This window comes from Leclercia sp. EC_58, assembly GCF_019584355.1.
Lineage (GTDB): Bacteria > Pseudomonadota > Gammaproteobacteria > Enterobacterales > Enterobacteriaceae > Enterobacter.
Window position 1 is genome coordinate 2,211,148 of record NZ_VDAM01000001.1, and the last position, 22,073, is coordinate 2,233,220.

Below are 22,073 nucleotides of genomic sequence, written 5' to 3' on the forward strand. Positions count from 1 at the left end.
CGCAGCCGCCACCCGGCTTTTTTAACGCCGCTTCCACCATAACAAACCCATCACGATAACCCCCGGCAGCCACACCCACAGCAGTTCCGAGATAATCACCTGATGCCCGTAGGGCGTGGTGTAACGCGAGAGCGCAAAAGGCGCGACCTTGATCACCTGCCACGGCGCAAAGAAACGTTCATCCGACCACGGCCACAGCCAGCCGACCCCTTTCCCGCCCGTCGTCACCGAATCCAGCAGGCTGTGCGACAGCAGCGACACGGTTAAAAACAGCCAGCAGCGCACCAGTCCCGCCCGGAACCATCGTCGCCCGACCAGCACGCAGAGTAATGGCACCACAAAGGCAAAGAGCAGCGAGTGGGTAAACCCGCGATGGCCAAAAATATTGCCGTAGGCGACGCCAAACTTAAACGCGAGTACGTCGGCATCCGGCAGCATGGCGAGAACGATCCCGGCGAACAGCAGGCGAGGGGGGATCACCCGGCTGCCCAGCCCTAAGCCGAGGCAAACCGGCACAGCAGCGTGGGTAATAATGGTTGGCATAAAGATTATCCATGGCAAATCATGGAAATATAGCAGAGCGCGGCTTAACGCAGAGCCGGGCGTAAATCTGAATTATGCCGATTCCCGGGCGACGAGCTGCCCGGAGAGAGTAATGCGCTGGGTTTGCAGCTCAGGCTCTTTTAGCTGGCGGATCATCAGCCCCGCCGCCTGACGCCCCGTCTCTTCGCTGGCGGAGGAGACATAGGTAAACGACGGGGAGGTGAGGTTGACGTGCAGCATATCTTCAAATCCCACCAGCGCCACTTGCTGGGTGAGGAAGACATCTTTCCCCACGGTGCGGCCAACGTGATGGATCCCGGAGATAGAGCCGATCATCGCATCCGGGGAGTGACAGAGCAGGGCGGTAATGGTGTTGTTTTTTTCCAGCAGCTGACGGGTGGCGAAGCTAACCGCCTGGGTATCGTCGCTACAGACGGGGGCGAATTCATCGCGGAACACCAGCCCGTTTTGCGTCATCGCGCTGCGAAAACCGAGCAACCGCTGCTCGCGGATTAAGTCGCCTTCCCGGCCGCCGATATAGGCGATATTGCGATGGCCGCGCTCAATGAGATAGCGGGTCGCCAGATGCGCCGCCTGGCGGTTATCGCGCATCACCAGATTGCAGGTTTCGTTGAGCAGCGACTGGGAGACCGCCACCAGCGGCAGCGGGCACTGGCGGATCAGCGCGGGCAGGGTGGCCTGCCGGGCGCTGGAGGAGAGGTAGATCACCCCGGCAACCCCCTGCTGCTTAAAGGAGAGCAGGCAGCGCTCAAGATGCTCACCGTCGTTCAGCGGCTGGCCGAGAAAGACCATATACCCCTGCTTTTCCAGCTCCTGGACGATGCTTGCCATTACCTTAATGGAAAAGCTGTCGCTGAAATCGCGCAGGATCAGGCCGATAAGGTTGGAGGTGTTGGCGCGAAGATTGGCGGCGGCCACGTTATGCACGTAGCCCAGGGCGGTGATGGCGGCGTGGACTTTTTCGATCGTCGCCTCTGAGATCTTTCCTTTCTGACGCAGAACCAGCGAGACGGTAGAGACCGAAACCCCTGCCTCTCTGGCGACATCAATGATGCTGACCTTCTTCACATCTTCTCCCTGAAATGCCTGATAAGACAACGCCTCCCGTAAGAGTACAGGAGACGTGTCGGACAGGCAGCTTATTATTTACCGATTAGGGTGGACATCGTCTGGGCGATAAACTGCGCCCGGGCGCCAAAGATAACCTGAATGCCGGAGTCACCGACGAAGACCACGCCGCGTGCGCCGAGGCCGTTCAGACCGTCTTTGTCCACCACATCGCTCTTCGCCACTTCCAGACGCAGGCGGGTGATGCAGGAGCCGACAGAGTTGATGTTCTGCGCGCCGCCCAGCAGGCCGATGATTTCGTTAGCGATTTCGGTATCGGTTTTATCGTCCGCATTGGCCGTCACTTCAGTGCGGCCTGGCGTTTTCACGTCGAAACGACGGATCACAAAGCGGAAGGTGAAGTAGTAAATCAGCGCCATCGGGACACCGATGATAATGGCGTTGAGGAAGTTGGTCTGGTAGCCGTTGAACGACGGCAGGATCCCGAACGACAGGTAGTCGATAAAGCCCGCGGAGAAGGACTTGGCGATATGCGCATGCAGCAGGTACATGGTCATGTAGGCCAGGCCCGCCATGATGGCGTTAAAGACGTAGAGGATCGGCGCCACGAAGATAAAGGTGAACTCCACCGGCTCGGTGATCCCGGTCAGAAAGCAGGTCAGCGCCGCAGAGAAGAGAATACCGGCGGCAATCTTTTTGTTTTTGGTGTGCGCTTCGTGGTACATCGCCAGACAGGCCGCAGGCAGTGCGAACAGCATCAGCGGGAACTCGCCCTGCATGAATTTACCCGCGTTCTGGTAGGTATCGCTGCTGAAGGATTTCACCCCTTCTTCCAGCATCTTGAACCAGATGGTCTGGTCGCCGTGGATCACCTGGCCCGCCTGGGTGGTGTAATCCCCGAACGAGTACCAGAACGACGGATACCAGATATGGTGCAGACCCAGCGGGATCAGCGCACGTTCAACCAGACCAAAGATAAAGGTCGAGGCCGCCTGGTTATCACCGTTAACGATCACCGACAGCGCGTCGATACCGGCCTGGATATGCTGCCAGACGTACGGCAGCAGCAGCCCCATCACAAACGAGAGGAACGCCGTGGCGATCGCCACAAAACGCTTTCCGGAGAAGAAGCCGAGGAACTCCGGCAGCTGCATGGTGTGGAAGCGGTTATAGCACCACGCGGCGAGGATCCCGCACAGCAGGCCGCCAAAGACGCCCATCTGCAGGGTCGGGATGCCCACCACCATGGCGTACTTGCCGCCCTGGGAGGCCATCTCCGGCGTAATGCCGAGCACGGTGCCAATGGTGATGTTAGTGACAAACACCGCCACCGCTGCCGACAGCGCGGCGATACCCGATTCTGACGCCAGGCCGACGGCAGAGCCGATGGCAAACAGCATCGGCAGGTTATCAAAAATGACGCCGCCTGCGTTCATCATCAACGGCAGGTGGAATTTATCGCCGCGAAAGCCAGCAGCAGGCCCGCAGCGGGAAGCAGCGAGATCGGCAGCATTAATGCGCAACCAATCATCGACAGTTTCGACAGCGATTTAACAAACCCTGATATCAGACTCATGCTGATTTCCCCCGAGTGCACTCTGTGAGCGCTGTTATAGTGAGTAGAACGTTTTAGTAGAACGTTCTACTTATCGTGATGAAAGGGTGAAATCCGCGCAACTAAATTTTCACATTCCAACAGATGAAATAGTGATTATTTGAAGTTGATCGATAATTAACCGTGATGGTCGTGGGGGAATGGTGAAGAGAATTGCCGGGTGGCGGCTGGCGCCTTACCCGGCCTACAGACAGAGCCCGTACGTAGGCCCGGCAAGCGCAGCGCCGCCGGGCATCAGACGGCTCAGGCCGTTACGGTCACGCTCTGACCTTCAAAGCTCACAGTCTGTCCGGCTACGATCTTGCAGCGCTTGCGGGTTTCCACCACGCCATCAACTTTGACCAGACCGTCAGCAATGACGATCTTGGCTTGGGCACCGCTCTCGCTCCAGCCTTCGAGCTTTAGCAGATCGCACAGCTCAACATGCGGGTGTTTACCTAATGAAAATGTCGCCATCTTACGCTTCCTCTACGTCGTGATACTCAACGCATGCTTGTAAAGTATTCTGAATCAGTGTTGCAACGGTCATCGGGCCTACGCCGCCCGGAACCGGGGTGATATAAGAGGCACGGGCGGCGGCATCGTCAAATACCACGTCGCCGACCACTTTGCCGCTCTCCAGACGGTTAATCCCCACGTCCACCACAATGGCGCCTTCCTTGATCCACTCGCCCGGGATAAAGCCCGGCTTGCCGACCGCCACGATCAGCAGGTCAGCATTTTCGACGTGCTGGCGCAGATTTTTAGTAAAGCGGTGGGTCACAGTGGTGGTGCAGCCAGCCAGCAGCAGCTCCATGCTCATTGGGCGACCGACGATATTGGACGCGCCAATCACCACGGCGTTCAGGCCGTAGGTGTCGATGTTATAACGCTCCAGCAGGGTCACAATGCCGCGCGGCGTACAGGGACGCAGGCGAGGCGCGCGCTGGCACAGGCGGCCCACGTTGTACGGGTGGAAGCCGTCTACATCTTTGTCTGGCGCAATACGTTCCAGCACTTTCACATTGTCGATGCCCGCAGGCAGCGGCAGCTGGACCAGAATGCCGTCGATTGCTTTATCGGCGTTCAGGGTATCAATCAGCTCAAGCAGCTCTGCTTCCGTGGTAGTTTCCGGCAGATCGTAAGAGCGGGAGAGAAAGCCGACCTCTTCGCACGCTTTACGTTTGCTGCCGACATAAATTTGTGAAGCCGGGTTGCTGCCGACCAGCACAACCGCCAGCCCAGGGGCGCGTTTTCCTGCGGCCAGACGTGCTGCCACTTTTTCCGCAACCTCAGAGCGCACCTGCTGCGCAATCGTTTTACCGTCAATAATCTTTGCTGCCATCAGAGAGAAGATTCCGTCTGTAAGGAGTGAAAGGGGGGATGAGCATATTTTGTCAGAAGCGCGCGCTGCTGTCAGTCACACTTTGCGGATTTTCCTGTTAAGCGGCGCTGAGGAGGGGCATGGGTATGAACTGAAAGAGGATTGTACTAAAATCAATTGACTCAACCGGAGTTGACCGTATAATTCCACGCGCTTCACCACTGCGAAGTTTCTTCTCTGTGCGCCCTTAGCTCAGTTGGATAGAGCAACGGCCTTCTAAGCCGTAGGTCAAAGGTTCGAATCCTTTAGGGCGTGCCATTTCAAATCAACAAGTTACTTGAATCCTCCCGCTTCGCATTTTTCCTCGTGGGACATATTTGGGACATCAACCCCGAAAATTGAGTCAATTTGCTTCGCATGTTCGGTTAAATGGTTTGGTGCCAGGTGAGCATATCGACGGACCATCTCGATGCTTTCCCAGCCTCCCATCTCCTGCAGAACTGACAGCGGAACGCCGGACTGAATCAACCAGCTCGCCCAGGTGTGTCTCAGATCGTGAAAGCGAAAATCCTCTATGCCGGCGCGACGGCATGCTCCATTCCAGGCGCTTTGGTCATCAACCCGCATTTTCCTGACCGACGGCGTTAACGACCCATCCGTGCGGTGTCCTGCTTTCAAATGGACGAACACCCACTTATGATGATTCCCGATCTGGTCACGCAATACCCGGCAGGCGGTATCATTCAGCGCTACGCCAATAGCGCGGTTTGATTTACTGTCCTCAGGGTTCACCCAGGCAACACGACGCTGCATGTCGATCTGTTGCCACTCCATGTTGATGATGTTCGAACGCCGAAGCCCGGTTGCCAGCGCAAACTTAACAACCGACTTCAGCGGTTCGGGGCATTCATCAATCAGGCGTTTCGCTTCTTCAGCTTCCAGCCAGCGAACGCGCTTGTTTCTCACTGCCGGCACTTTGATAACCGGTGCCTTCTCCAGCCACTTCCAGTCACGCTCTGCCGCACGCAGGATCGCCTTCATCAGGGCCAAATGTTTGGCCTTGGTGGAGGTGGTGACCTGCTTCGGTTCGAACGCTGGCGCTTCCTTGCCTTTCTTCCTGGCCGACTCGGCTTTCCCTTCCCATATCTCCCGGGCCTTACGGTTCTGCATCTTGCTGACTGCAGAGTAGATCCGCGCTTCCGTTATATCCTTCAGCCTGACCCCTTCAAAATGACCAAGCCAGAAAGACATCCGCGCCTTGTCGGTGTCGAGTGACTTCTTGTCGGCCTTCTCTTCAAGCCAGCGGAGGCACGCTTCCTCAAAAGTGACATCCGGGAAATCACCAAGCCGATCTACTCGCCAGAGTTCAGCCTTTCGTTTGTCGTGCAACTCCTGAGCTTGCCGCTTGTCCGTTGTCCCAAGCGACTCTTTAATTCGGCCAGCGCCCGGGACCGAGTAGGACGCGTACCATATTTCACCTCTGCGGAAGATGGACATTTTTTCTCCTCTTTATGTGCATCACCCGCGCTCACTTCCACAGTGTGCAACGGATTCTTAATGGCAGCAATGCAGGCCTGCCTGGTTAAAAGGTACGGCGATTTAGGTTTGTCAGATTTCCGTGATGCCACTAAGCGGCCAGATCTGATCCACTTCCTTAGTGTTGGCTCGGATACCCCGCAGATGCCGCAGGCTTCCAGGAATGAAATTGAGTAGGATTCCATTGGTTTTCTCCAGGCAAAAAAACGCCCTCACAATGGAGGGCTGAAAGGGGGATAACGTGGCAGTGCATTCGCACCCAATAGCCAGCTCATAACTGGCTATCAGTTGCGTCAGTCGAATCTGATTGTTCGGCGAGGCTCGTCATCACCCCTCAGCTTTTCAATCAGTTTGTATGCATCTGGCGCGCGCCATCTTTCACCAACGCATTCACGGTTCATTACCTCGACCAGTGCGTCCCACTGCTCAATGATCCCCTTGAAGGTAGGCACGCGGTTGGCGATGGCCGGGAAGTGATCGCGAATCTCCGGGATGGCTTCCAGTAACTTCATGCAGCGCAGCATATCGGATGGGTCGTGCGGCGCGCCGAAATGGCTACCGTAAAATGGCTTATCCAAACCCAAAGCAATGGACGCCATCGTCGCACTGCTCACGCCGACATTACCTGTCGCCTGCCATTGCAATACCTTCATTGCCAAATCTGACATAATCTCTCCTCATGCCGCACGCATAGCGCGAAGCCGTTTAATGTGATCTGCTGTTTCGATTTCTTCTTCGATACGCTCGGCCTCTGCTTTGGTGAGAGGCTCGAACTCGTTCTGAAAGCGCATCATGCTGGCGATTCCGCGGCGACCCTTTCGGGTGTAGTGGACGACTTCATGAGTGGCGCGGAGGATTTTGCATGGTGATCCGAACAAATCGGCATACCACGTATTAGGCTGGATTATCCTGAACATTGGCTGACCTCATACTTTCCCCAATTTGAAAGTCGCAGCCCACGGCGTGCCATTTGGTGAGCAGTAAAAATAGAGCGGGCGCCATCTTCCGAATGAGCGGAATGGGAGCCGGAAACAAACATAACCCCAGCGCTTAGTCCTGATATTTACCGCCCAATGCATGGCATTTTCACCGTAGATGGTGATTGGACCAATATTGATATGCCCGCCCATGAAGTTTTCCCACCACGATAGAGACTTGTACTTCTTGCGGTTTAGAACCGCGTTCTTTAGCCAACCCATCATCCCCTCCCTTGCCTGATTAAAATTTCCCACTCTTCCTGACAACTGACACAGGTAGTGCATCCCGGATACGCTTTCCGGCAAGCCTCAGGCAACCGATCGCCGCATTCCTCGCACTTAACCGCCGATACCGCATCACGGTTAATCCTGTGAGCACTCAACGCAGCATTACGCTGCAACTCTTCGACGGCTGATGCGTCGTCTGCAAAATCTGCCATTAGCGTGCTCTCCTGCGTTTTTTGGCTGCCCGACGTGATGCCGCGACTCCGGTTTTGCCACGGCTAACCGGGTGGCGGTTATCTACAAAAAGCAGAGGTGATATTTCGCTCGGGCCCCACGGTTTAACTGGCGCCGCCAGCGCGTACATGGATGCTGCTATAGCGAGCATTGTTCTTTTCATCAGTGCTCCCTGAACTGTTCATTGATGCGGCTGACGGCAAACGCCAGCAAATGGAGGGGTCGCATTAGCGACCCGGTGATTTGTGCTGTCATGCTGCCTCCCGCCTTGCCATACGTTTCACGCCAAACTCCATCAGCACATCACGCTCAACTGTCGTGAACTCGCAGTGCGTCCTTGGGAATGGGCGCCAGATGATGAGCATCGATCCTTTATTGTTCCCAGATACAGGCTTACCGGTGACCGGGTTTATGAATGCCAGTCGTCCGGCGGTGATAAATCTTACCTCGCTGGCCGTCTCGATAGCCTCACGGAACCAGCCTACAGAGGTATCAGCAGGAACCAGCATGACGGTGCCGATCTGGTTCTTGCTCTCCGCTGCTGCTTTTTTCACGAATGGCGTGATGTCGCTATATGGTGGGTTGAGCCACGCATAGCCTGGAATGGTGAGGTAATCGGCCCACGGCGTTTCCAGCGTGTTCTGCTCTACGGTGATGAACTTGCGGCACAGCGCATTGTGCGGCGCTGCTGCGGCGTCCAGCTGAAAGCAGAACTCAGCATCCAGTGCTGCAAACAGTGCCGGTGGCGTGCGCCATAAATCACGCTGATCTACAGGCGTGTTACTTCCGGTGTAATCGGTCATGCCGCCTCCTGCCTGTTGATGTACTCTTCAGCGAGTCGCTGCGCCTTGAGTTGGTTGCGGATAACATCACCCCACGGCATCAGCCAGCCGTTAGGCCCGACAATGAATGTCAGGCGAAGTCCGTGAACTACTATGTCGTCGTGAGCGTGTTTCATTGCGTCACCCTCATTTCAGGTTTAAGCCGATATTCCATTCCCCCCAGACATTTCCCGCCAAACTCCTGACCCCACGGCGTCGCATCACACATCTCCTTCACCATCTCCAGCTCAGCTGCAGTGATGTACTGGCTTTTCTCTTCCAGCGAGCCACCCCAGCCTGCGTAGAACGCTTCGTGAGTGACCAGGTTAATCCCGGCGTTAAAGCATCCGTCGCCCGGGTTAACGCCTGTCCAGTAAGTAGCGATGAAGTTTTTGCTGTCCTTGCTCAGCAGCCGAACAAGCGTCTCTTTCGAGTAGTGGCGTCTGCCAGATATGTGGTGCATAGCGAATTTCGGGTGTGGTTAACCCGCCTCCGTGAGGTGAAATTGGTTGGAATTCAGGGTGGTTAAAACGGCCTGGTGTCTTCTGGGTATACCGGCTTGTTATGTTTATGCCATTCGACATGACATGACTTACAGAGCCACATCACATCGGTTGGCTTTCCGTAGTCGCAGTGATGGGCCTGAGGCTTACATTCTGATCCGCAGCACTCGCATTGCGGTGGACGGGTTAGCTTCCCATCGCGCAAAAAATTGCCCACGATGATGTGGGCTTTTCTTTTCCATGGGTTGCGCTGAATAAACCGCTTTTTGGCTGCATTACACCGTTCTCTGCCGCAATCTGAGGATTGATACTCCCTCCTGGCTGATACTCGATGTGGCAATCCCGAGCGCTGTTTGTCGTATTCAGCAAGACAGGCCCGACACGCGGCAGTTAATCCATCATTGGATGCCCTTCTGATTTGAAAGTCCCTTTCTTCCTTCTGCTGATGGCATCTGGAACAGGTCTTCATATTCAGCTCCTAGAACGGGATATCTGAGTCGTCTAAGTCCATTGGCGCACCTTGCTGGCTCTGAGCCTGTTGTGGCACACCCCATCCTCCAGGCTCCCCGCCTTGCTGTTGGCGAGACTGCTGCTGACGCTGCCCACCGCTCTGCTGAGCGCCTGCATCCTGCCGGCCGCCAATCATCTGCATGGTTCCGCCGACACCGACCAGAACCTCGGTAGTGTATTTCTCCACGCCTGATTGATCAGTCCATTTACGAGTCCGAAGTTTCCCCTCCAGGTACACCTCAGAACCCTTGCGAAGATATTCTCCAGCCACTTCTGCCAGCTTCCCGCTCAGCACTACGCGGTGCCATTCGGTTTGCTCTTTCAGCTCCCCGGTCTGTTTGTCGCGCCACTGCTCCGACGTGGCTACCGTGAGGTTTGCAAATGCAGCACCGGAAGGTGCGTAACGCACTTCCGGATCCTGACCCAATCGCCCAACGATGATTGCCTTGTTAACGCCTCTGCTACTCATGCTGCTGCTCCTGCCTGTTCGAGTTCTGATTTCCTGATGTCATAGACATCTTTCGCTTTTGCCTGATATTCGGTGCCGCGCAGTGTTCGCCATGCTTCTTCGAATAGCGGCTTGAGTGCTTCCATATCTGCGGCAACTTTCGCATCAGCAACGAACTGTTTGAGATTTTCTTCGTGCTGGTTAACGCCGGATTCAAGCCATTCCAGCAGGCGCTTACCGGTGTCTTCGCTGAGGATCACCGGGTCGGAGTTAGAGAACAGCTTTGTACGGTCTTTACTGGCGATCGCATGGTGTGTTTCGTGGGCGATGTCCAGCACCGTAGTGAACTCATATTCGACGCCGTCGCGCTGTTCAGACTTCATGCCAAGCTTGGCGACCTTCTTGCGGCCGTTCTCTTCTACCTGTGCCGTTTCAGTTTTGCTACGCATGGTTGCGATGATGTGCATTGGCGAACGCAAAATTGCGTCGAGGAACAGGCGGTGGCGAGGGTTAATCTCACTCCATGCTGACCAGCTGTTGCCTCGATACTTTGCCTTGGCGATTGTGTCGACCAATTCCAGACATCCACCGACGCCGCCCCATTCGTGGGTGATGCTGTCGAGGATCAGGGTCTCATACCCGGCATCCTCTGCGGACCTAATCGCCTCAATGAATCGCTCAGGAGAGAAGGGGGGATCCAGTTCAAGCACATCAAAGTCAGCGATGTCGGAATAAAGCGACGCACTGCCCTTTTCGGTGTCGATGAAAGCAATCTTGCCGCCGATACCTTTGGCGACCAGCAACGCGCTGTAGGTCTTGCCTGAACCGCTTGGCCCGGTAAGTGCCAGCCGTAGCCTGGCTTTCTTTCTCATGGCTTTTTCGAATTTCATAGTGTGTACCTTTTAGAAGGGGCATCCCCCGAGGAAATAACGTTTGTTAAGCACTTCAAGGCGGGACAGGTTCAGGTACATTCGCATCTGATCCCGGTCACCTTTAAAGCGGAAGTAGAGAGCCTGCTGCGTATAAATGCGGCGCTGTAACAGGCTGCCTTTCTCTGTCGTTTCAGCTGCCATAATTTGCCTCCTGAAATCAGAATGTGCGTCACCCGGCACCGATTGGCTGCCAGATGTGAAATGGGATGGGGGATTACTGGATTTCGCGAACGACTTCGAAAGCACCGCATCGTGAATTGCCTGATGCGTCTACACTGGTAACCGGAGCGCGCACAAGGAATGCGCCCATATCTCCCCATTCTCTTTGCAGGCTCTTTTTCGACGGTTCTTTTTGGCCCAGCGCTTCGAACACTGCGGCTCGCTCAAGGTCATATTGAGCACGACCATCCATCACGAAATATTCAAACTTCTGCATAATCACCTCAGTGCTGAATTGGCTGGCCGGTGCCGTCGAGCAGAACGTCGATCACACGATCGTTAACACGGATGATTTCTGCGTCGGTGTGCAGGTACACCCATTTGCGTTCGTGGATGACAGCTGACACGCGGTAGGTGCGTCCTTTGTGCAGCGCCATCATTCCAGGCTCAACACACTGGCGAATGATGGGGGTGGTGCCGTAGTGGGCGATCATGACTCTCCCTCCACCTGCTCAAGCAAACCGGCCAACTGCATCTGTACCCGGTTCATCGTGAATGACTCGCGAGGCTTATCGACTGAACTCAGGCGCCACTCGTTATCGTTTAACTTCGATACGGTGTACTGCTTGCCGTTGTGGGTGACTGTCATCATTGCAGGACCACCTTTTGACCATGCTGAACAAGCTCGCCTGCTTCCATTCCGACATTCAGCCAGAAGCTTAGCGCCAGCAAGACGTCATCTTCGTTTTGGCAGTGGCAGGCATTAACAAACTCCTGAGCCGTTTTAACCGCTAGCTTTGCCATCTCTGGCTCAGTTAGGCGGGGTGTTAGCTGTGGTTTACTCATAATCATCTCCGCGCTTAAGCCGCGCCGCTGAACGTTACCCCTGCGCAATATGCGCGAATCTTTGGCGGTGGATGGCCGCCGTCTCATAACTTGAGCCACTCAGTGAATGGGTCAGGGTATAAGGCAATAAAAAACCCGCCGTAGCGGGTTATTCTGTTGGTTCTTTAGGCAGTGGCATCCAGTGAGTTACTCCATGCCAGATCCCAGTGTTTATTTCGAATCTCGGCTCCCTTCCTTTCGCAGTTTTGGCATATGTATTGCTGACATAAGAACACGTCTGTATTGAATAACCGTTCCATCCAATCACGCGCTCTCTTACCTCTGGCATTCTTTCACTGCACTTAACCCACTCCATACCCTTACCCTCTGTAGTTACCCGCTAAAACCTAGCTTTGTGAAAAATTTGAGCCCATCCTCATAAGCGGCAATCAGCTCTATTGAGTCCGGCTCAGCCCTCATATCTGAAGACCATAGTTTTTGCTCTTCTATTCCTCGCTTTAGCTTGGAGACGATTACCCGGTCAATGTATTCGCGGCGGTCTTCAATTAGCTCAGGTGATGCCTGAGTCATGTAAAATTTAAGTTGCTCGATCACTCATCACCCCTTTGTTTATTCACCGCCGGCCACTCGACCCGCTCGATTCGTTCTGTGCGTAATGCTTGCGCCGGGCATCGCGTATCTTCTCCAGCTCGCAGTTCTTCGCCGATGGGTGATACTTGCTGATGTTGCAGACCGGTGTGCGTGGATCGAAGTCTCTACCGCATACCGGACACTTGATGCTGTTCTTCATGGGCCACCTCAGCGAGCGGTGATCGATTTGCTTTTGCGGTGACCGGCGGCATAAATCGCCACATCCGGCAGGCACATTCCGCTTTCCAGCGGCTTATTGCCGAACTCATTGCTGTAGACGATGGCTGCGCGTTCGAGCTGGCGCTTGTATTCCTGGCGCTGCCACACTGCATCCTGTGCAACAAACTTAATCGGGGTCGCATCTTCAATGCTTGCTGGCGTGTGGTGCTGTCCCTTAGCCTGAACCTGAGCGCGGCTAAGGGTAGGGCGATGCATGGTCTCAGCGCTTACGGCAACTGCGCTCTGTACTGCTGCGCGACGCTCACGGCGACGACCGGCTGCTGACCCATTGAATGCTGTTCTGCGTGTCATGGTGACCTCCTGATGAACTTTGGTGGTGAATACAGCCGGGCGACTAACTCCGGTCGCGTACTCATTGCCAAGCGCCTCCGCCGAGAAGGTTAGCTTCTGCATTCACCCCAAAGCTCACTTTGGTAATCAGGCTTTTCAGCCTCGTAGATTCATCACTGAATCGTTGTAGGTTCACCGTCCTGGTGAGTGCTGCTTCCTGCTGATGGATACAATAATCACCGCAAGTGGTAACTAAGTCAACACCGCAAGAGATAAAAATAACACCGCTAATGGTTAAGTTTTTGTTTTTGCCGAATATTTATTTTTTCACGCTGGCTGGTATGGTTAAAAAACATCAGAAGAGGTGCCGTATGAACATCAACGAAGATAATGCTGGCCTGATTCTCAACGCCTTAGGGCTGGCGGTGGTGAATTTGATAGCAAGCGGCACCCCGATCAGCAGGGATAACCTTGTAGAGAGGCTGGAGCGCACCAGGCATGAAACCGGGAACGTGATAGGGAAGGGGGCTAACAGGGATGCGGCGGAGCTGGTGCGGAAGGGGCAATAAAAAAGCCCGCACGGGCGGGCAGGCAGTGTTGCGATAGTTATTATTATCAGCTTCAGGCTGGATAGTTATCGGCAGAATGGCGGATAGCTTTATGGGTGGGCAATAAAAAACCCGGCGCGGCGGCCGGGTATGATCATTTTTTGATTTGATTTGGACTTTGTTTGACCTTTCGTCCAGCTACAAAAACGCTTGTTAATGCAACTAGCTCCACCCCTAACAAACCGGTTGCCCAGCCAAAAGCCTCATGCTGGATCATCACATAAGCTAAGCCAGCGAAAATAAGAACAGAAATCATGGCAAATATCTGACCTAACCGATCTCGCCAGATGGCTCCATTTTGTCCTTTTTTTAGATGCTCATGTCGATGTTTTTGTTCGGCTTTAGCCATTTCCATTATTTCACGTGCAAAGCCTGGAGATACTCTTTCGTATCTAGCCAACTCATCGGCATCAGGAAGAGGGCCTGATCTGGTATGAGTAACTTGCATCATGATGCCTGCCATTTCAGGCCTATCCATGAGACGTTCAAGAACTTGGGGGTTTTTTACAACCTCATTTACAAGAAGCTCTGTTTTACCGTCCTGGACTCGCCCTAACGTGGCAGGTTGGTTAACAAGATTTCTCGGATCGGCGGTTTGAGGCTTTCTTTGAGGTTTTTTTCTGCTCATTATCGGTTACCGCGTGTCTCATATAACCACCGACACGAACCCAATCAGACTTGATCAAGTCGGCGTCCGTAGTCGTGTAACGATATTCGCTGTAACCGCCTGCTGGGCAAAGGTCAAGGATAGAGCCCATAGCGCTGAAAAAGAGCTTTGCAGATTTTTTCATGTGGGTTGTCCTATATGTTGTTAACTCAAATTTGAGTAATTGAAGTTTACGCAAAACCTAGCTTTCAGCAAGCGATACAGCACAAAAGATCATGTAAATTTGCGTCTGCTTTTATATATCGGAAAAGCACCCAACATCTTTAGCAGAAAATTACTGCCGAAGTTCCGGGCAGTATTTTGTCCAACCGCAGCAAAGTATCTACCAGCTATGCGCCGACCAGAACACCTTGCCCATCAACCAAAAGTTTCTTCAGGCCATTGCGAGGCCACTACCTTTCCAACAACCCGGCATTGTTCATGGCATGGAATCATCGGAAATTGAGGGTTCAGAGGCTGCAGAAACACCTGCCCGCTGTCTTTTATCAACTTCTTGAAAGTGAACTCATCGCCACCCAGGCGGGCAATGCAGAAATCACCAGGGTCAACTGATTCTTCCGGGTCCACAAGGATGAGCATTCCTTCAGGGAAGCTTGGGCGCGAGCCTGCAGGCGCTGTCATTGAGTGGCCATCGACTTCAAGCCAGAATGCGTTATCACTGGCCTTTTTAGTCGTGCTGACCCAACCCTCAGCGTCGCGCTCTGTGAAAGTGCGGAACTCCGGTGAGAACATGCCAGCCTGAACATGAGTGAAAACCGGATATTCATATTCACCCTTCACCACAGGATCTGAAGAGATTGACTTGTACATTTCTGCAATCTCTGTAGCCAGCGCCGGACTGAAGTCACCAACACTAACTTTTAACAGTTTCGCAAGGGCGGCAGCATTGCTCGCATTGAGGGCGTTAACCCCATTAAGTAACGCGGCTATAGCTGATTGACCGACATTTAAAGCATCGGCAATGGATTCCTGTGAGAGCCTCAATTCTGACTTTTTGCTCTCGTAAATCGCCTTAAGACGCTTGGCGTCTTGCAGCTGATTTTCTGTTAATGGTTTCTTTTTTATGCTCATAGTCAAAATTTAACACCGGAGGGAATAATTTACTAACACCGCAGATGTTGACATAATTACCTCCTGCGGTGATAATATCATCCATGCACTAAGGAGGTCACATGGATCAGCGCATAAAATTAACTGAGTACGCAGAGCGATTCGGTCAAACCAAGGCAGCTCAAGACCTTGGTGTATATCAAAGTGCGATTAACAAGGCTCTCGCCTCAAAGCGAGACATAACCGTAATCGTCCACCCTGATGGGACTGTGTCGGCTGAAGAACTGAAGCCATTCCCGAGTTATCGCCGCGAAAATAACGCCGCATAAGCACCAACTACTTACCACAACGGCCGTCCGGCCTACGTAGCTGAAAAGCTAGCTCCAATAAAACACATCAAACATGGCTCTGCGTGTCTGCGCATGGCCTTTAACTATTTCAACACAAAGGAATTATCACAAATGGATAACACAACCACACGAAACAAAGATCAGGCTCGAAAAATTGAGTCCTGGATCCTGAATCAGATTGCTATTCGCGGTGCCTCCAATGTTGCAAAGGCGCTGGGGATGGATAAGTCGGGCATTACCCGCTGGAAGGAAAGCATGCTGCCTAAGCTGTCGATGCTACTGGCGGTGCTGGAGTGGGGCATCGTTGATGACGATATGGCGCGGCTGGCAAAGCAGGTAGCTGAGATTCTCACCAATAAAAAACGCCCGGCGGCAACCGAGCGTTCAGAGCAAATCACCATGAAATTCTGAGATGAATAACTGGATCAATTCACAGGAGTCATTATGCCTAAGAAACCTCGATTTTACCAGGCAGCAATTCACAAAAATATTGCTCGTGACCGGTTCATCAAATCCTGTAACCCGGCTGTTGGCGTAAAGCTGAGAGCCATCATCGAAGAACTAAAGCGGAAGGAGAACGGTCATGAGTAGCCCTGCAACAGTAACACCAATCAGGCCGTCTCTGACGGTCGTGGAGCGTCGTGTGGCAGAACTCGATGATGGGTACGCCAGGCTGTCAAATATGCTCCTTGAAGCTTATTCAGGCGCTGATCTGACCAAGCGACACTTCAAAGTGCTGCTCGCTATTCTGCGTAAAACCTACGGGTGGAATAAGCCGATGGACAGGATCAGCGATTCTCAGCTTAGCGAGATCACAAAGTTGCCGGTCAAACGGTGCAATGAAGCGAAGTTAGAGCTTGTCAGAATGAACGTCATCAAGCAGCAAGGCGGCATGTTCGGGCCTAACAAAAACATCGATGAATGGTGTATCCCTCAAAACGAGGGGAAATCCCTCAAAACAGGGGATAAAACATCCCTCAAATTGAGGGAGTCGAATCCCTCAAAACAGGGGGACACAAAAGACACTATTACAAAAGACAATAAAGACATTAAAAACACTCTGCCCGAACAGGTTCGAGCGGAGGAAGAAAAACCACCTCAGCCTTCAAACAAACACCAGGCAACCGATGAGGCATTCGAGAAGATTTTCTGGCTTGCGGGGATGTGTAAGACCGGAAAGAAAAATGCCAAGTCAGCATTCAGAACTCAATACCAGGAGTGGCGTCGCGCTAACGGTGGCACCCCGGACCAGTTCGCTTCGTTCCTTGCAGGAGATATCTCCTCCCGGATGGGTAAGCAATTCGGATTCGAGAAGCTTCACCCGGCTACCTACCTGAACGGCAAGCGGTGGGAAGACGAGAAGCCAACTGCAGATCCCCAACCATCCGGCCAGAAGCCAGCCGTGACCGTCAGCAAGAGCGGATACGTCTTCATGTGAGGTCACGATGAAATCACGGTTCAAGGCATTGCTGATTGCCGGTTACAACCACGGCTTACTGAGCGATGGGTTTGTCCGGTACTGGTTCAATAAGTTTGATTTGAGGGCATCATGACGCCGAGCGAATTGAGTGACCTGCTATGGAATCAGGTCGAAAGGGTGGCGAAATACCTGCTGCCCAACGGTAAGCGAGAGAGCCACGAGTGGGTGGCCGGAAGTATTAACGGGGAGTCAGGGAAGAGCCTCAAGGTTAACCTGGCAGGGAAGAAAGTCTGGTCTGATTTTGCAGAGGGAACCGCTGGCGATCTGCTGGACCTTTGGGTAGCCGTCAGGGATTGCGGGTTACATCAGGCGATGACCGAAGCCAAAGAGTTTCTGGGCATCAAGGACGACGATCACCACTTCGCAGCAAAGCAGCAAAAGAAATTCTCCCGGCCAGATCGCAAGAAAATCTCCCGTTACCTCACCAAAACCGAAAAGCACATCGAATATCTTGCCACTCGCGGGATCTCCGCAGAGACGGCGAAGTTGTACGAAGTTGCCGCGGCCAAGGTCTGGAACGGAGAGCGAGAGTTGGACGCGCTGGCATTCCCCTACAAGCGTGACGGTGAGTTGTTGCAGGTCAAGCGCATCAGCACAGAACGGCCTGGCGGAAAGAAGGTCATCATGGCTGAGGGTGATTGCGAGCCGTGTCTGTATGGCTGGCAGGCTATCCCGAAGAACATGCGGATCGTCATCCTGTGCGAAGGTGAAATCGACTGCATGAGTTACTACCAGTACGGTTTCCCGGCGTTGTCCGTGCCGTTCGGTGGGGGGAAGGGGGCCAAGCAGCAGTGGATTGAGTTTGAGTATCACAACCTGGACCGGTTCGACGAAATCTGGATAAGCATGGACAGCGACGAAGTAGGCCAGACCGCCGCCAGAGAAATTGCAACCCGCCTCGGTGAGCACCGCTGCCGCCTGGTAAAACTTCCCCACAAAGACATCAACGAGTGCCTGATGGCTGGCATCTCTTCCGATGACATCGTGGGATATCTGGAACGGGCATCATTTTTCGACCCTGAGGAGCTTTACAGCGCCAGGGAGTTTTATCAGGACACCATCAACGCCTTCTACGGCAAAGAGCAAAGCCTGTTCTACAGCCCGTGGGAATGCCTGAATCACAACTTCGCATTCCGTCAGGCCGAGCTGACGCTGGTCAACGGTGTCAACGGCCACGGCAAGACCGAGGTGGTGGGGCATATGGCACTGGAAGCCATGCGCCAGGGGGTTAAGACCTGCGTCGCTTCACTGGAAATTAAGCCCGGCATCCTGCTGAAACGTCTGACCCGGCAGTCAACCTGCCTGAAACTGCCGCCGCAGCTTGAAATCGAATCGGCCTTCAAGTTTTACGATGACCGGCTATGGCTATTCGGCCTGACGGGAACCGCCAAAGCTGATCGGCTGATCGAAATATTCACCTACGCCTGGAAGCGTTACGGCATCGAGCTGTTCATCATCGACAGCCTGATGAAATGCGGAATAGGTGATGACGACTACAACGGCCAGAAAGCCTTCGTAGACGCGCTGTGTGACTTCAAGAACAAAACCAATACTCACGTCCTGCTCGTCACCCATAGCCGCAAGGGAGACAGCGAGGAGAAGCCTACCGGCAAGATGGACGTTAAGGGTTCAGGTTCGATTACCGACCTCACCGATAACCTGTTCATCATTTGGCGCAACAAGGTTCGTGAGAAGGCCATTCAGAAAGACCAGCAGGGTGAGGAACTGGACGACAAGGAACGCAAGGCGCTGGCCGCTCCCGCATCTGTCCTGATGCTTGAGAAGCAGCGTAACGGCGAGGGATGGGAAGGCGGCATACCGCTTTACCTCGATGCCAACTCGCACCAGTTCTTACCCACCGAAACAGCATCCCCGTACAACTACATCGCCAACATGCCGGTCTCTGAATACAACGAGGTCTGGGCAGGCGATAACGTGAGGCAAGGCACATGAACACCCGAGAAAAAACACTTCACCACCTTGAAACCAACAAACCGACATCATCCAGAGAATTCCACACTTTAACCGGCGCACCAAAATCCCGCATTACCCAACTCCTCCGGGAACTCACAGAATCAGGCCAGCTTGAAATCTACAGCGCCCATAACGGCATCAAGCGTTATCGGTTGACCGAGCTTCATGCGAACCGGCGTAAAGCGGTTCTGGACTATCTGGAGGCTGGAAACGAAGGAGCTTCATCGGCTATTGCAGCCGCGACAGGTCTTGAGATGCAAGTCACCTCGCAGATTCTTGCATCACTAAGCAAGCAGGGTGAGGTGCACCGGCAATGGCTGGGCCGAGCGAAAGTGTGGAACTACAGCAAGAGCGCACCGTACATCTTTGGCATGGCCAACCCTTTAACCAACCTATTCAATCAGTGCCTGGCATCAGTCAGGGGCGGGAGAGCAGAAGTATGAGCATAGATTATTTCGAAGTTGAGGAATTACTGAGCGCCATCTACGGCATTACCGACGAACAGCGTAACGATGGGTTTGATTTTGATGAGCTTCTCTATGAGAAATTCGAAATCGGGTTTGAAGAATTCACTAAGGTAATTAGCTTACTTCTTCCGCTAACTCCGCTGGTTGAATCTGCGCTAACCGGAAAGCGATACCATGCTTTCATCAAAGATGGATTGGCGCTGGTCAAGCAGGAGGCAGCCCAATGAGCAACATCAACAAACAGGCGCTGCGTGAAAGCGCAGAAAGCACTATCGGCATTCTGGAAAACATTGCTGGGTTCGAACCTTCAGATATCGACGGCGACACTGTAGAGCTTCGCTTTGAAACTGAGGACGGATTCGATACCGGTTGTGACGTGAGCATTTTTGACCAGTGCCAGAAAGCTGCCGATGTAGTTCGGGCGCTGCTGGATGAGCTGGAGGCCGCAGAGAAGAGGATTGCTGAACTTGAGGCGCGGGAGTTGGTCGTAAATCTACCTGCTTACGTAGACGGTCGAACGCTTGGGTACGGCGAGGTAAACCACATGATTGACCTGTGTGCTGACGCTATCGAGAAAGCCGGTCACGCCGCTGGAATCATCACTAAGGTGGGGGAGTAGGGATATGAGAATTGAACGCACAAAGAGCGGTGACTATCTGGATATTAATTCAGATAACACAAAAACATTATTAATTGATAACTCAAAATGTATAGAGCCGATAGAGATAGATTGGGTGCAGGCAAGAAAGCTAATCGAGGTGTTAAAGCAGTGGCGTGATACGGGAAAGGTTGAGGACTAACCCATGACCAAATTTACCAAAGAGCAGTTGATTGAGAAGCTTGAGCGCCGTCTTGCGGTAACAACTCATTATCCTGATGTTGAAGAAGCGCAACTCGATGCGCAAATATTCAAAATCGCACTGGCAGCGCTGACGGAACAACCAGTGGGCTTCTACCGCGCATCACGACATGGCGATGGGTATTATCTCGCTAACAACATGGAACAGACCCTAGGCACTATCCCGCTCTACCGCCTGCCACTGCTGGAGGGATTGAAATGATCCATCACCTGAAGATTTACCCTGAACACTTCAGCGCTGTTTGCACTGGAATTAAGCGCGCAGAGCTGCGTAAAAATGACCGAGATTTTAAGGTTGGCGACACCCTTCACCTGATGGAAACGCCCAAAGGTAGCTGCAACCCTACAGGAGAATTCATCAACACGTTCGTTACGCACATTGCTGATGTGGGAGAGTGGTTGCCTGGATATGTCATGCTGAGCATTGAGCGAGAGCCTGTCTACGCAGCACCACAGTTACCGCAGCCAGCGGTGGTGGATAATGCGAGCCGGGAAGATTTCGAGGCGTGGGCCAGAGACGCTGGTTTCAATGAAGATTGGTACTTCTTGTCAACAACGGGTAAAAAGTGATCCACTTACCGCCACCACCAACGGTTTAATATTGATCCACCTTGTTTACTCAGGATTAGCTTCAGCGATAACCCCGGCCTTTCGTTTCTGCTTCAGTCGATAGCTTTCCCCTTTTATTTGCACGACGTGTGAGTGATGTAAGATCCGGTCCAGCATCGCCGATGTCAGCGCTGCATCACCGGCGAACGTCTGATCCCACTGCCCGAACGGCAGGTTGGAGGTCAGGATCATCGCGCTCTTCTCGTAACGTTTGGCGATGACCTGGAAGAACAGCTTGGCTTCCTCCTGACTGAACGGCAGATAACCTATTTCATCGATGATAAGCAGCTTCGGGGCCATGACACCACGATTGAGAGTCGTTTTGTAACGGCCCTGACGCTGTGAAGTGGACAGCTGTAGCAGCAGGTCCGCTGCTGTTGTGAAGCGAACCTTGATGCCCGCCCGTACTGCTTCGTAGCCCATGGCTATCGCCAGATGCGTTTTTCCCACGCCCGATGGCCCCAGCAACACGATGTTTTCGTTACGCTCTATGAAGCTCAGGGATCGCAGCGACTGGATTTGCTTCTGAGGAGCGCCGGTGGCGAAGGTGAAGTCGTACTCCTCGAACGTCTTTACCGCCGGGAAGGCTGCCATCCGCGTGTACATCGCCTGTTTACGCTGATGCCGGGCCAGTTTCTCCTCATGTAACAGGTGCTCCAGGAAGTCCATGTAGCTCCATTCCTGATCCACCGCCTGTTGCGACAGCGCCGGCGCTGCGCCGATAAGACTGTCCAGCTGGAGCTGTTCGGCAAGCACCATCAGCCGTTGATGTTGCAGTTCGACCATCATGCGGCTCCTCTGCAGAACGTGTCATAGATGGAGAGCGGATGATGCAACGGCTGCCTGTCGAAGGTCATCAGGCTTTCATCAACCTGCACGTCATACTGTTTTTTCTCCGGTGGCAGTGCCAGCATGGATTGCTGTTCCTCCACCCAGCGATCGCAGGGGCGGGTCTGGATAGTTTCATGCTTACGTTGATTGGCCACATCGTACAGCCAGCGCAGGCCGTAACGGTTTGCGGTTTCAACATCGACGGTGATCCCCATCGGACGCAGGCGTGTCATTAACGGGATATAGAAGCTGTTGCGGGCGTACTGCACCATCCTCTCCACCTTGCCTTTAGTCTGC

Annotated in this window: 36 protein-coding genes, 1 tRNA gene and 2 pseudogenes; 13 read left to right on the forward strand and 26 right to left on the reverse strand. The window is 53.5% G+C overall.

Translation table 11 applies throughout. The annotated features are described in order from the left end of the window. Positions 1-21: 21 nt before the first annotated feature. From FHC51_RS10715 to folD, 5 genes and pseudogenes are all read right to left on the reverse strand, one after another. Positions 22-543, reverse strand: coding sequence for a metal-dependent hydrolase (locus tag FHC51_RS10715; RefSeq protein WP_103824098.1), 522 nt, complete (start codon positions 541-543; stop codon positions 22-24). A 72-nt stretch (positions 544-615) separates the two neighbouring features. After that, entirely contained in the window at positions 616-1,632 is a 1,017-nt protein-coding gene (gene malI / locus FHC51_RS10720) for a Mal regulon transcriptional regulator MalI (protein ID WP_103824099.1), read from the reverse strand. A gap of 74 nt (positions 1,633-1,706) precedes the next feature. Beyond that, positions 1,707-3,208 (reverse strand): annotated as a pseudogene (locus FHC51_RS10725) (PTS transporter subunit EIIC). Between the two features lie 282 nt (positions 3,209-3,490). Beyond that, positions 3,491-3,703, reverse strand: coding sequence for a ribosome-associated protein YbcJ (ybcJ, locus tag FHC51_RS10730; RefSeq protein WP_023334767.1), 213 nt, complete (start codon positions 3,701-3,703; stop codon positions 3,491-3,493). Between the two features lies 1 nt (position 3,704). Then, entirely contained in the window at positions 3,705-4,571 is an 867-nt protein-coding gene (gene folD / locus FHC51_RS10735; protein WP_103178543.1) for a bifunctional methylenetetrahydrofolate dehydrogenase/methenyltetrahydrofolate cyclohydrolase FolD, read from the reverse strand. A 220-nt stretch (positions 4,572-4,791) separates the two neighbouring features. On the opposite strand from folD, the gene FHC51_RS10740 reads away from it, so the two are divergent. Next, positions 4,792-4,868: transfer RNA gene (locus FHC51_RS10740), tRNA-Arg, on the forward strand. 15 nt (positions 4,869-4,883) lie between these two features. Here the strand turns inward: FHC51_RS10740 and FHC51_RS10745 are convergent. The 17 genes from FHC51_RS10745 to FHC51_RS10825 form a co-directional block, all read right to left on the reverse strand. Next, entirely contained in the window at positions 4,884-6,047 is a 1,164-nt protein-coding gene (locus tag FHC51_RS10745; RefSeq protein ID WP_220435483.1) for a site-specific integrase, read from the reverse strand. 332 nt (positions 6,048-6,379) lie between these two features. Then, positions 6,380-6,754: a hypothetical protein gene (locus FHC51_RS10750; protein WP_220435484.1), complete on the reverse strand. Its 375-nt coding sequence runs from the start codon at positions 6,752-6,754 to the stop codon at positions 6,380-6,382. A 9-nt stretch (positions 6,755-6,763) separates the two neighbouring features. Further along, entirely contained in the window at positions 6,764-7,003 is a 240-nt protein-coding gene (locus FHC51_RS10755) for a DUF4222 domain-containing protein (protein ID WP_220435485.1), read from the reverse strand. Positions 7,004-7,284: 281 nt separating this feature from the next. Next, positions 7,285-7,503 carry a TraR/DksA C4-type zinc finger protein gene (locus FHC51_RS10760; protein WP_220435486.1) on the reverse strand — a complete coding sequence of 73 codons (219 nt, stop codon included), beginning with the start codon at positions 7,501-7,503 and terminating at the stop codon, positions 7,285-7,287. Between the two features lie 270 nt (positions 7,504-7,773). Next, entirely contained in the window at positions 7,774-8,325 is a 552-nt protein-coding gene (locus FHC51_RS10765; protein WP_220435487.1) for a phage N-6-adenine-methyltransferase, read from the reverse strand. Further along, on the reverse strand, positions 8,322-8,480 hold the full coding sequence (locus FHC51_RS10770; RefSeq protein WP_220435488.1) for a DUF1317 family protein: 159 nt from the start codon (positions 8,478-8,480) through the stop codon (positions 8,322-8,324). The genes FHC51_RS10765 and FHC51_RS10770 overlap by 4 nt, the downstream gene beginning before the upstream one ends. Next, positions 8,477-8,806 (reverse strand): hypothetical protein, encoded by a 330-nt coding sequence (locus tag FHC51_RS10775; RefSeq protein WP_220435489.1) that lies wholly within the window; start codon positions 8,804-8,806, stop codon positions 8,477-8,479. The genes FHC51_RS10770 and FHC51_RS10775 overlap by 4 nt, the downstream gene beginning before the upstream one ends. 518 nt (positions 8,807-9,324) lie before the next feature. Beyond that, the gene (gene ssb / locus FHC51_RS10780; protein ID WP_220435490.1) at positions 9,325-9,825 is read right to left on the reverse strand and encodes a single-stranded DNA-binding protein; all 501 of its coding nucleotides are present in this window, start codon (positions 9,823-9,825) and stop codon (positions 9,325-9,327) included. Continuing rightward, positions 9,822-10,694: an ATP-binding protein gene (locus FHC51_RS10785; protein WP_220435491.1), complete on the reverse strand. Its 873-nt coding sequence runs from the start codon at positions 10,692-10,694 to the stop codon at positions 9,822-9,824. The genes ssb and FHC51_RS10785 overlap by 4 nt, the downstream gene beginning before the upstream one ends. 12 nt (positions 10,695-10,706) lie before the next feature. Continuing rightward, positions 10,707-10,877, reverse strand: a complete 171-nt coding sequence (locus FHC51_RS10790; protein ID WP_072036738.1) for a hypothetical protein — start codon at positions 10,875-10,877, stop codon at positions 10,707-10,709. 73 nt (positions 10,878-10,950) lie between these two features. Beyond that, positions 10,951-11,172: a hypothetical protein gene (locus FHC51_RS10795; RefSeq protein ID WP_255584826.1), complete on the reverse strand. Its 222-nt coding sequence runs from the start codon at positions 11,170-11,172 to the stop codon at positions 10,951-10,953. A gap of 7 nt (positions 11,173-11,179) precedes the next feature. Further along, entirely contained in the window at positions 11,180-11,389 is a 210-nt protein-coding gene (locus FHC51_RS10800) for a cell division protein FtsZ (RefSeq protein ID WP_220435492.1), read from the reverse strand. Beyond that, positions 11,386-11,547, reverse strand: a complete 162-nt coding sequence (locus FHC51_RS10805) for a hypothetical protein (protein ID WP_220436747.1) — start codon at positions 11,545-11,547, stop codon at positions 11,386-11,388. The genes FHC51_RS10800 and FHC51_RS10805 overlap by 4 nt, the downstream gene beginning before the upstream one ends. Further along, positions 11,544-11,741, reverse strand: a complete 198-nt coding sequence (locus FHC51_RS10810) for a hypothetical protein (RefSeq protein ID WP_220435493.1) — start codon at positions 11,739-11,741, stop codon at positions 11,544-11,546. Before FHC51_RS10810 ends, FHC51_RS10805 begins: the two co-directional genes overlap by 4 nt. 148 nt (positions 11,742-11,889) lie before the next feature. Continuing rightward, on the reverse strand, positions 11,890-12,096 hold the full coding sequence (locus tag FHC51_RS10815; protein ID WP_220435494.1) for a DUF551 domain-containing protein: 207 nt from the start codon (positions 12,094-12,096) through the stop codon (positions 11,890-11,892). Positions 12,097-12,113: 17 nt separating this feature from the next. Continuing rightward, positions 12,114-12,335 (reverse strand): hypothetical protein, encoded by a 222-nt coding sequence (locus tag FHC51_RS10820; RefSeq protein ID WP_220435495.1) that lies wholly within the window; start codon positions 12,333-12,335, stop codon positions 12,114-12,116. Between the two features lie 204 nt (positions 12,336-12,539). Then, positions 12,540-12,902 (reverse strand): antitermination protein, encoded by a 363-nt coding sequence (locus FHC51_RS10825; protein ID WP_220435496.1) that lies wholly within the window; start codon positions 12,900-12,902, stop codon positions 12,540-12,542. Positions 12,903-13,171: 269 nt separating this feature from the next. Here FHC51_RS10825 and FHC51_RS10830 point away from each other — a divergent pair, with 269 nt between their 5' ends. Then, positions 13,172-13,450 (forward strand): hypothetical protein, encoded by a 279-nt coding sequence (locus FHC51_RS10830; protein ID WP_309236316.1) that lies wholly within the window; start codon positions 13,172-13,174, stop codon positions 13,448-13,450. A gap of 133 nt (positions 13,451-13,583) precedes the next feature. On the opposite strand, the gene FHC51_RS10835 is transcribed toward FHC51_RS10830, so the two are convergent. Together FHC51_RS10835 and FHC51_RS10840 are read right to left on the reverse strand one after the other, a co-directional pair. Then, positions 13,584-14,117, reverse strand: coding sequence for a DUF2335 domain-containing protein (locus FHC51_RS10835; protein WP_208558436.1), 534 nt, complete (start codon positions 14,115-14,117; stop codon positions 13,584-13,586). Between the two features lie 396 nt (positions 14,118-14,513). After that, on the reverse strand, positions 14,514-15,227 hold the full coding sequence (locus FHC51_RS10840) for a LexA family transcriptional regulator (protein ID WP_220435497.1): 714 nt from the start codon (positions 15,225-15,227) through the stop codon (positions 14,514-14,516). A gap of 101 nt (positions 15,228-15,328) precedes the next feature. On the opposite strand from FHC51_RS10840, the gene FHC51_RS10845 reads away from it, so the two are divergent. The 11 genes from FHC51_RS10845 (at position 15,329) to FHC51_RS23165 (ending at position 20,906) form a co-directional block, all read left to right on the forward strand. After that, positions 15,329-15,535, forward strand: a complete 207-nt coding sequence (locus FHC51_RS10845; protein WP_220435498.1) for a Cro/Cl family transcriptional regulator — start codon at positions 15,329-15,331, stop codon at positions 15,533-15,535. Positions 15,536-15,667: 132 nt separating this feature from the next. After that, the gene (locus FHC51_RS10850) at positions 15,668-15,967 is read left to right on the forward strand and encodes a CII family transcriptional regulator (RefSeq protein ID WP_220435499.1); all 300 of its coding nucleotides are present in this window, start codon (positions 15,668-15,670) and stop codon (positions 15,965-15,967) included. A 33-nt stretch (positions 15,968-16,000) separates the two neighbouring features. Then, entirely contained in the window at positions 16,001-16,147 is a 147-nt protein-coding gene (locus tag FHC51_RS22910) for a hypothetical protein (protein WP_255584827.1), read from the forward strand. Continuing rightward, the gene (locus FHC51_RS10855) at positions 16,140-16,994 is read left to right on the forward strand and encodes a replication protein (RefSeq protein WP_220435500.1); all 855 of its coding nucleotides are present in this window, start codon (positions 16,140-16,142) and stop codon (positions 16,992-16,994) included. Before FHC51_RS22910 ends, FHC51_RS10855 begins: the two co-directional genes overlap by 8 nt. A gap of 111 nt (positions 16,995-17,105) precedes the next feature. Continuing rightward, the gene (locus FHC51_RS10860) at positions 17,106-18,989 is read left to right on the forward strand and encodes a toprim domain-containing protein (protein WP_220435501.1); all 1,884 of its coding nucleotides are present in this window, start codon (positions 17,106-17,108) and stop codon (positions 18,987-18,989) included. Then, complete coding sequence (locus tag FHC51_RS10865) at positions 18,986-19,453, forward strand: transcriptional regulator (protein ID WP_220435502.1); 468 nt, start codon at positions 18,986-18,988, stop codon at positions 19,451-19,453. The genes FHC51_RS10860 and FHC51_RS10865 overlap by 4 nt, the downstream gene beginning before the upstream one ends. Next, a complete protein-coding gene (locus tag FHC51_RS10870; RefSeq protein ID WP_220435503.1) occupies positions 19,450-19,704 on the forward strand; it encodes a hypothetical protein in 255 nt (84 codons plus the stop codon). The genes FHC51_RS10865 and FHC51_RS10870 overlap by 4 nt, the downstream gene beginning before the upstream one ends. Then, entirely contained in the window at positions 19,701-20,096 is a 396-nt protein-coding gene (locus FHC51_RS22915; RefSeq protein WP_255584828.1) for an ead/Ea22-like family protein, read from the forward strand. The genes FHC51_RS10870 and FHC51_RS22915 overlap by 4 nt, the downstream gene beginning before the upstream one ends. Before the next feature lie 4 nt (positions 20,097-20,100). Then, a complete protein-coding gene (locus FHC51_RS10880; protein ID WP_220435504.1) occupies positions 20,101-20,277 on the forward strand; it encodes a hypothetical protein in 177 nt (58 codons plus the stop codon). 3 nt (positions 20,278-20,280) lie between these two features. Continuing rightward, on the forward strand, positions 20,281-20,538 hold the full coding sequence (locus tag FHC51_RS10885) for a hypothetical protein (protein WP_220435505.1): 258 nt from the start codon (positions 20,281-20,283) through the stop codon (positions 20,536-20,538). Continuing rightward, on the forward strand, positions 20,535-20,906 hold the full coding sequence (locus FHC51_RS23165) for a DUF3850 domain-containing protein (protein WP_309236317.1): 372 nt from the start codon (positions 20,535-20,537) through the stop codon (positions 20,904-20,906). The genes FHC51_RS10885 and FHC51_RS23165 overlap by 4 nt, the downstream gene beginning before the upstream one ends. 45 nt (positions 20,907-20,951) lie before the next feature. Here FHC51_RS23165 and istB read toward each other — a convergent pair whose 3' ends face one another. After that, positions 20,952-21,734 carry an IS21-like element ISSen3 family helper ATPase IstB gene (istB, locus tag FHC51_RS10895; protein WP_001531258.1) on the reverse strand — a complete coding sequence of 261 codons (783 nt, stop codon included), beginning with the start codon at positions 21,732-21,734 and terminating at the stop codon, positions 20,952-20,954. Continuing rightward, a pseudogene (locus FHC51_RS10900) lies at positions 21,731-22,073 on the reverse strand (IS21 family transposase); the annotation flags it as partial. The gene istB and the pseudogene FHC51_RS10900, both read right to left, overlap by 4 nt.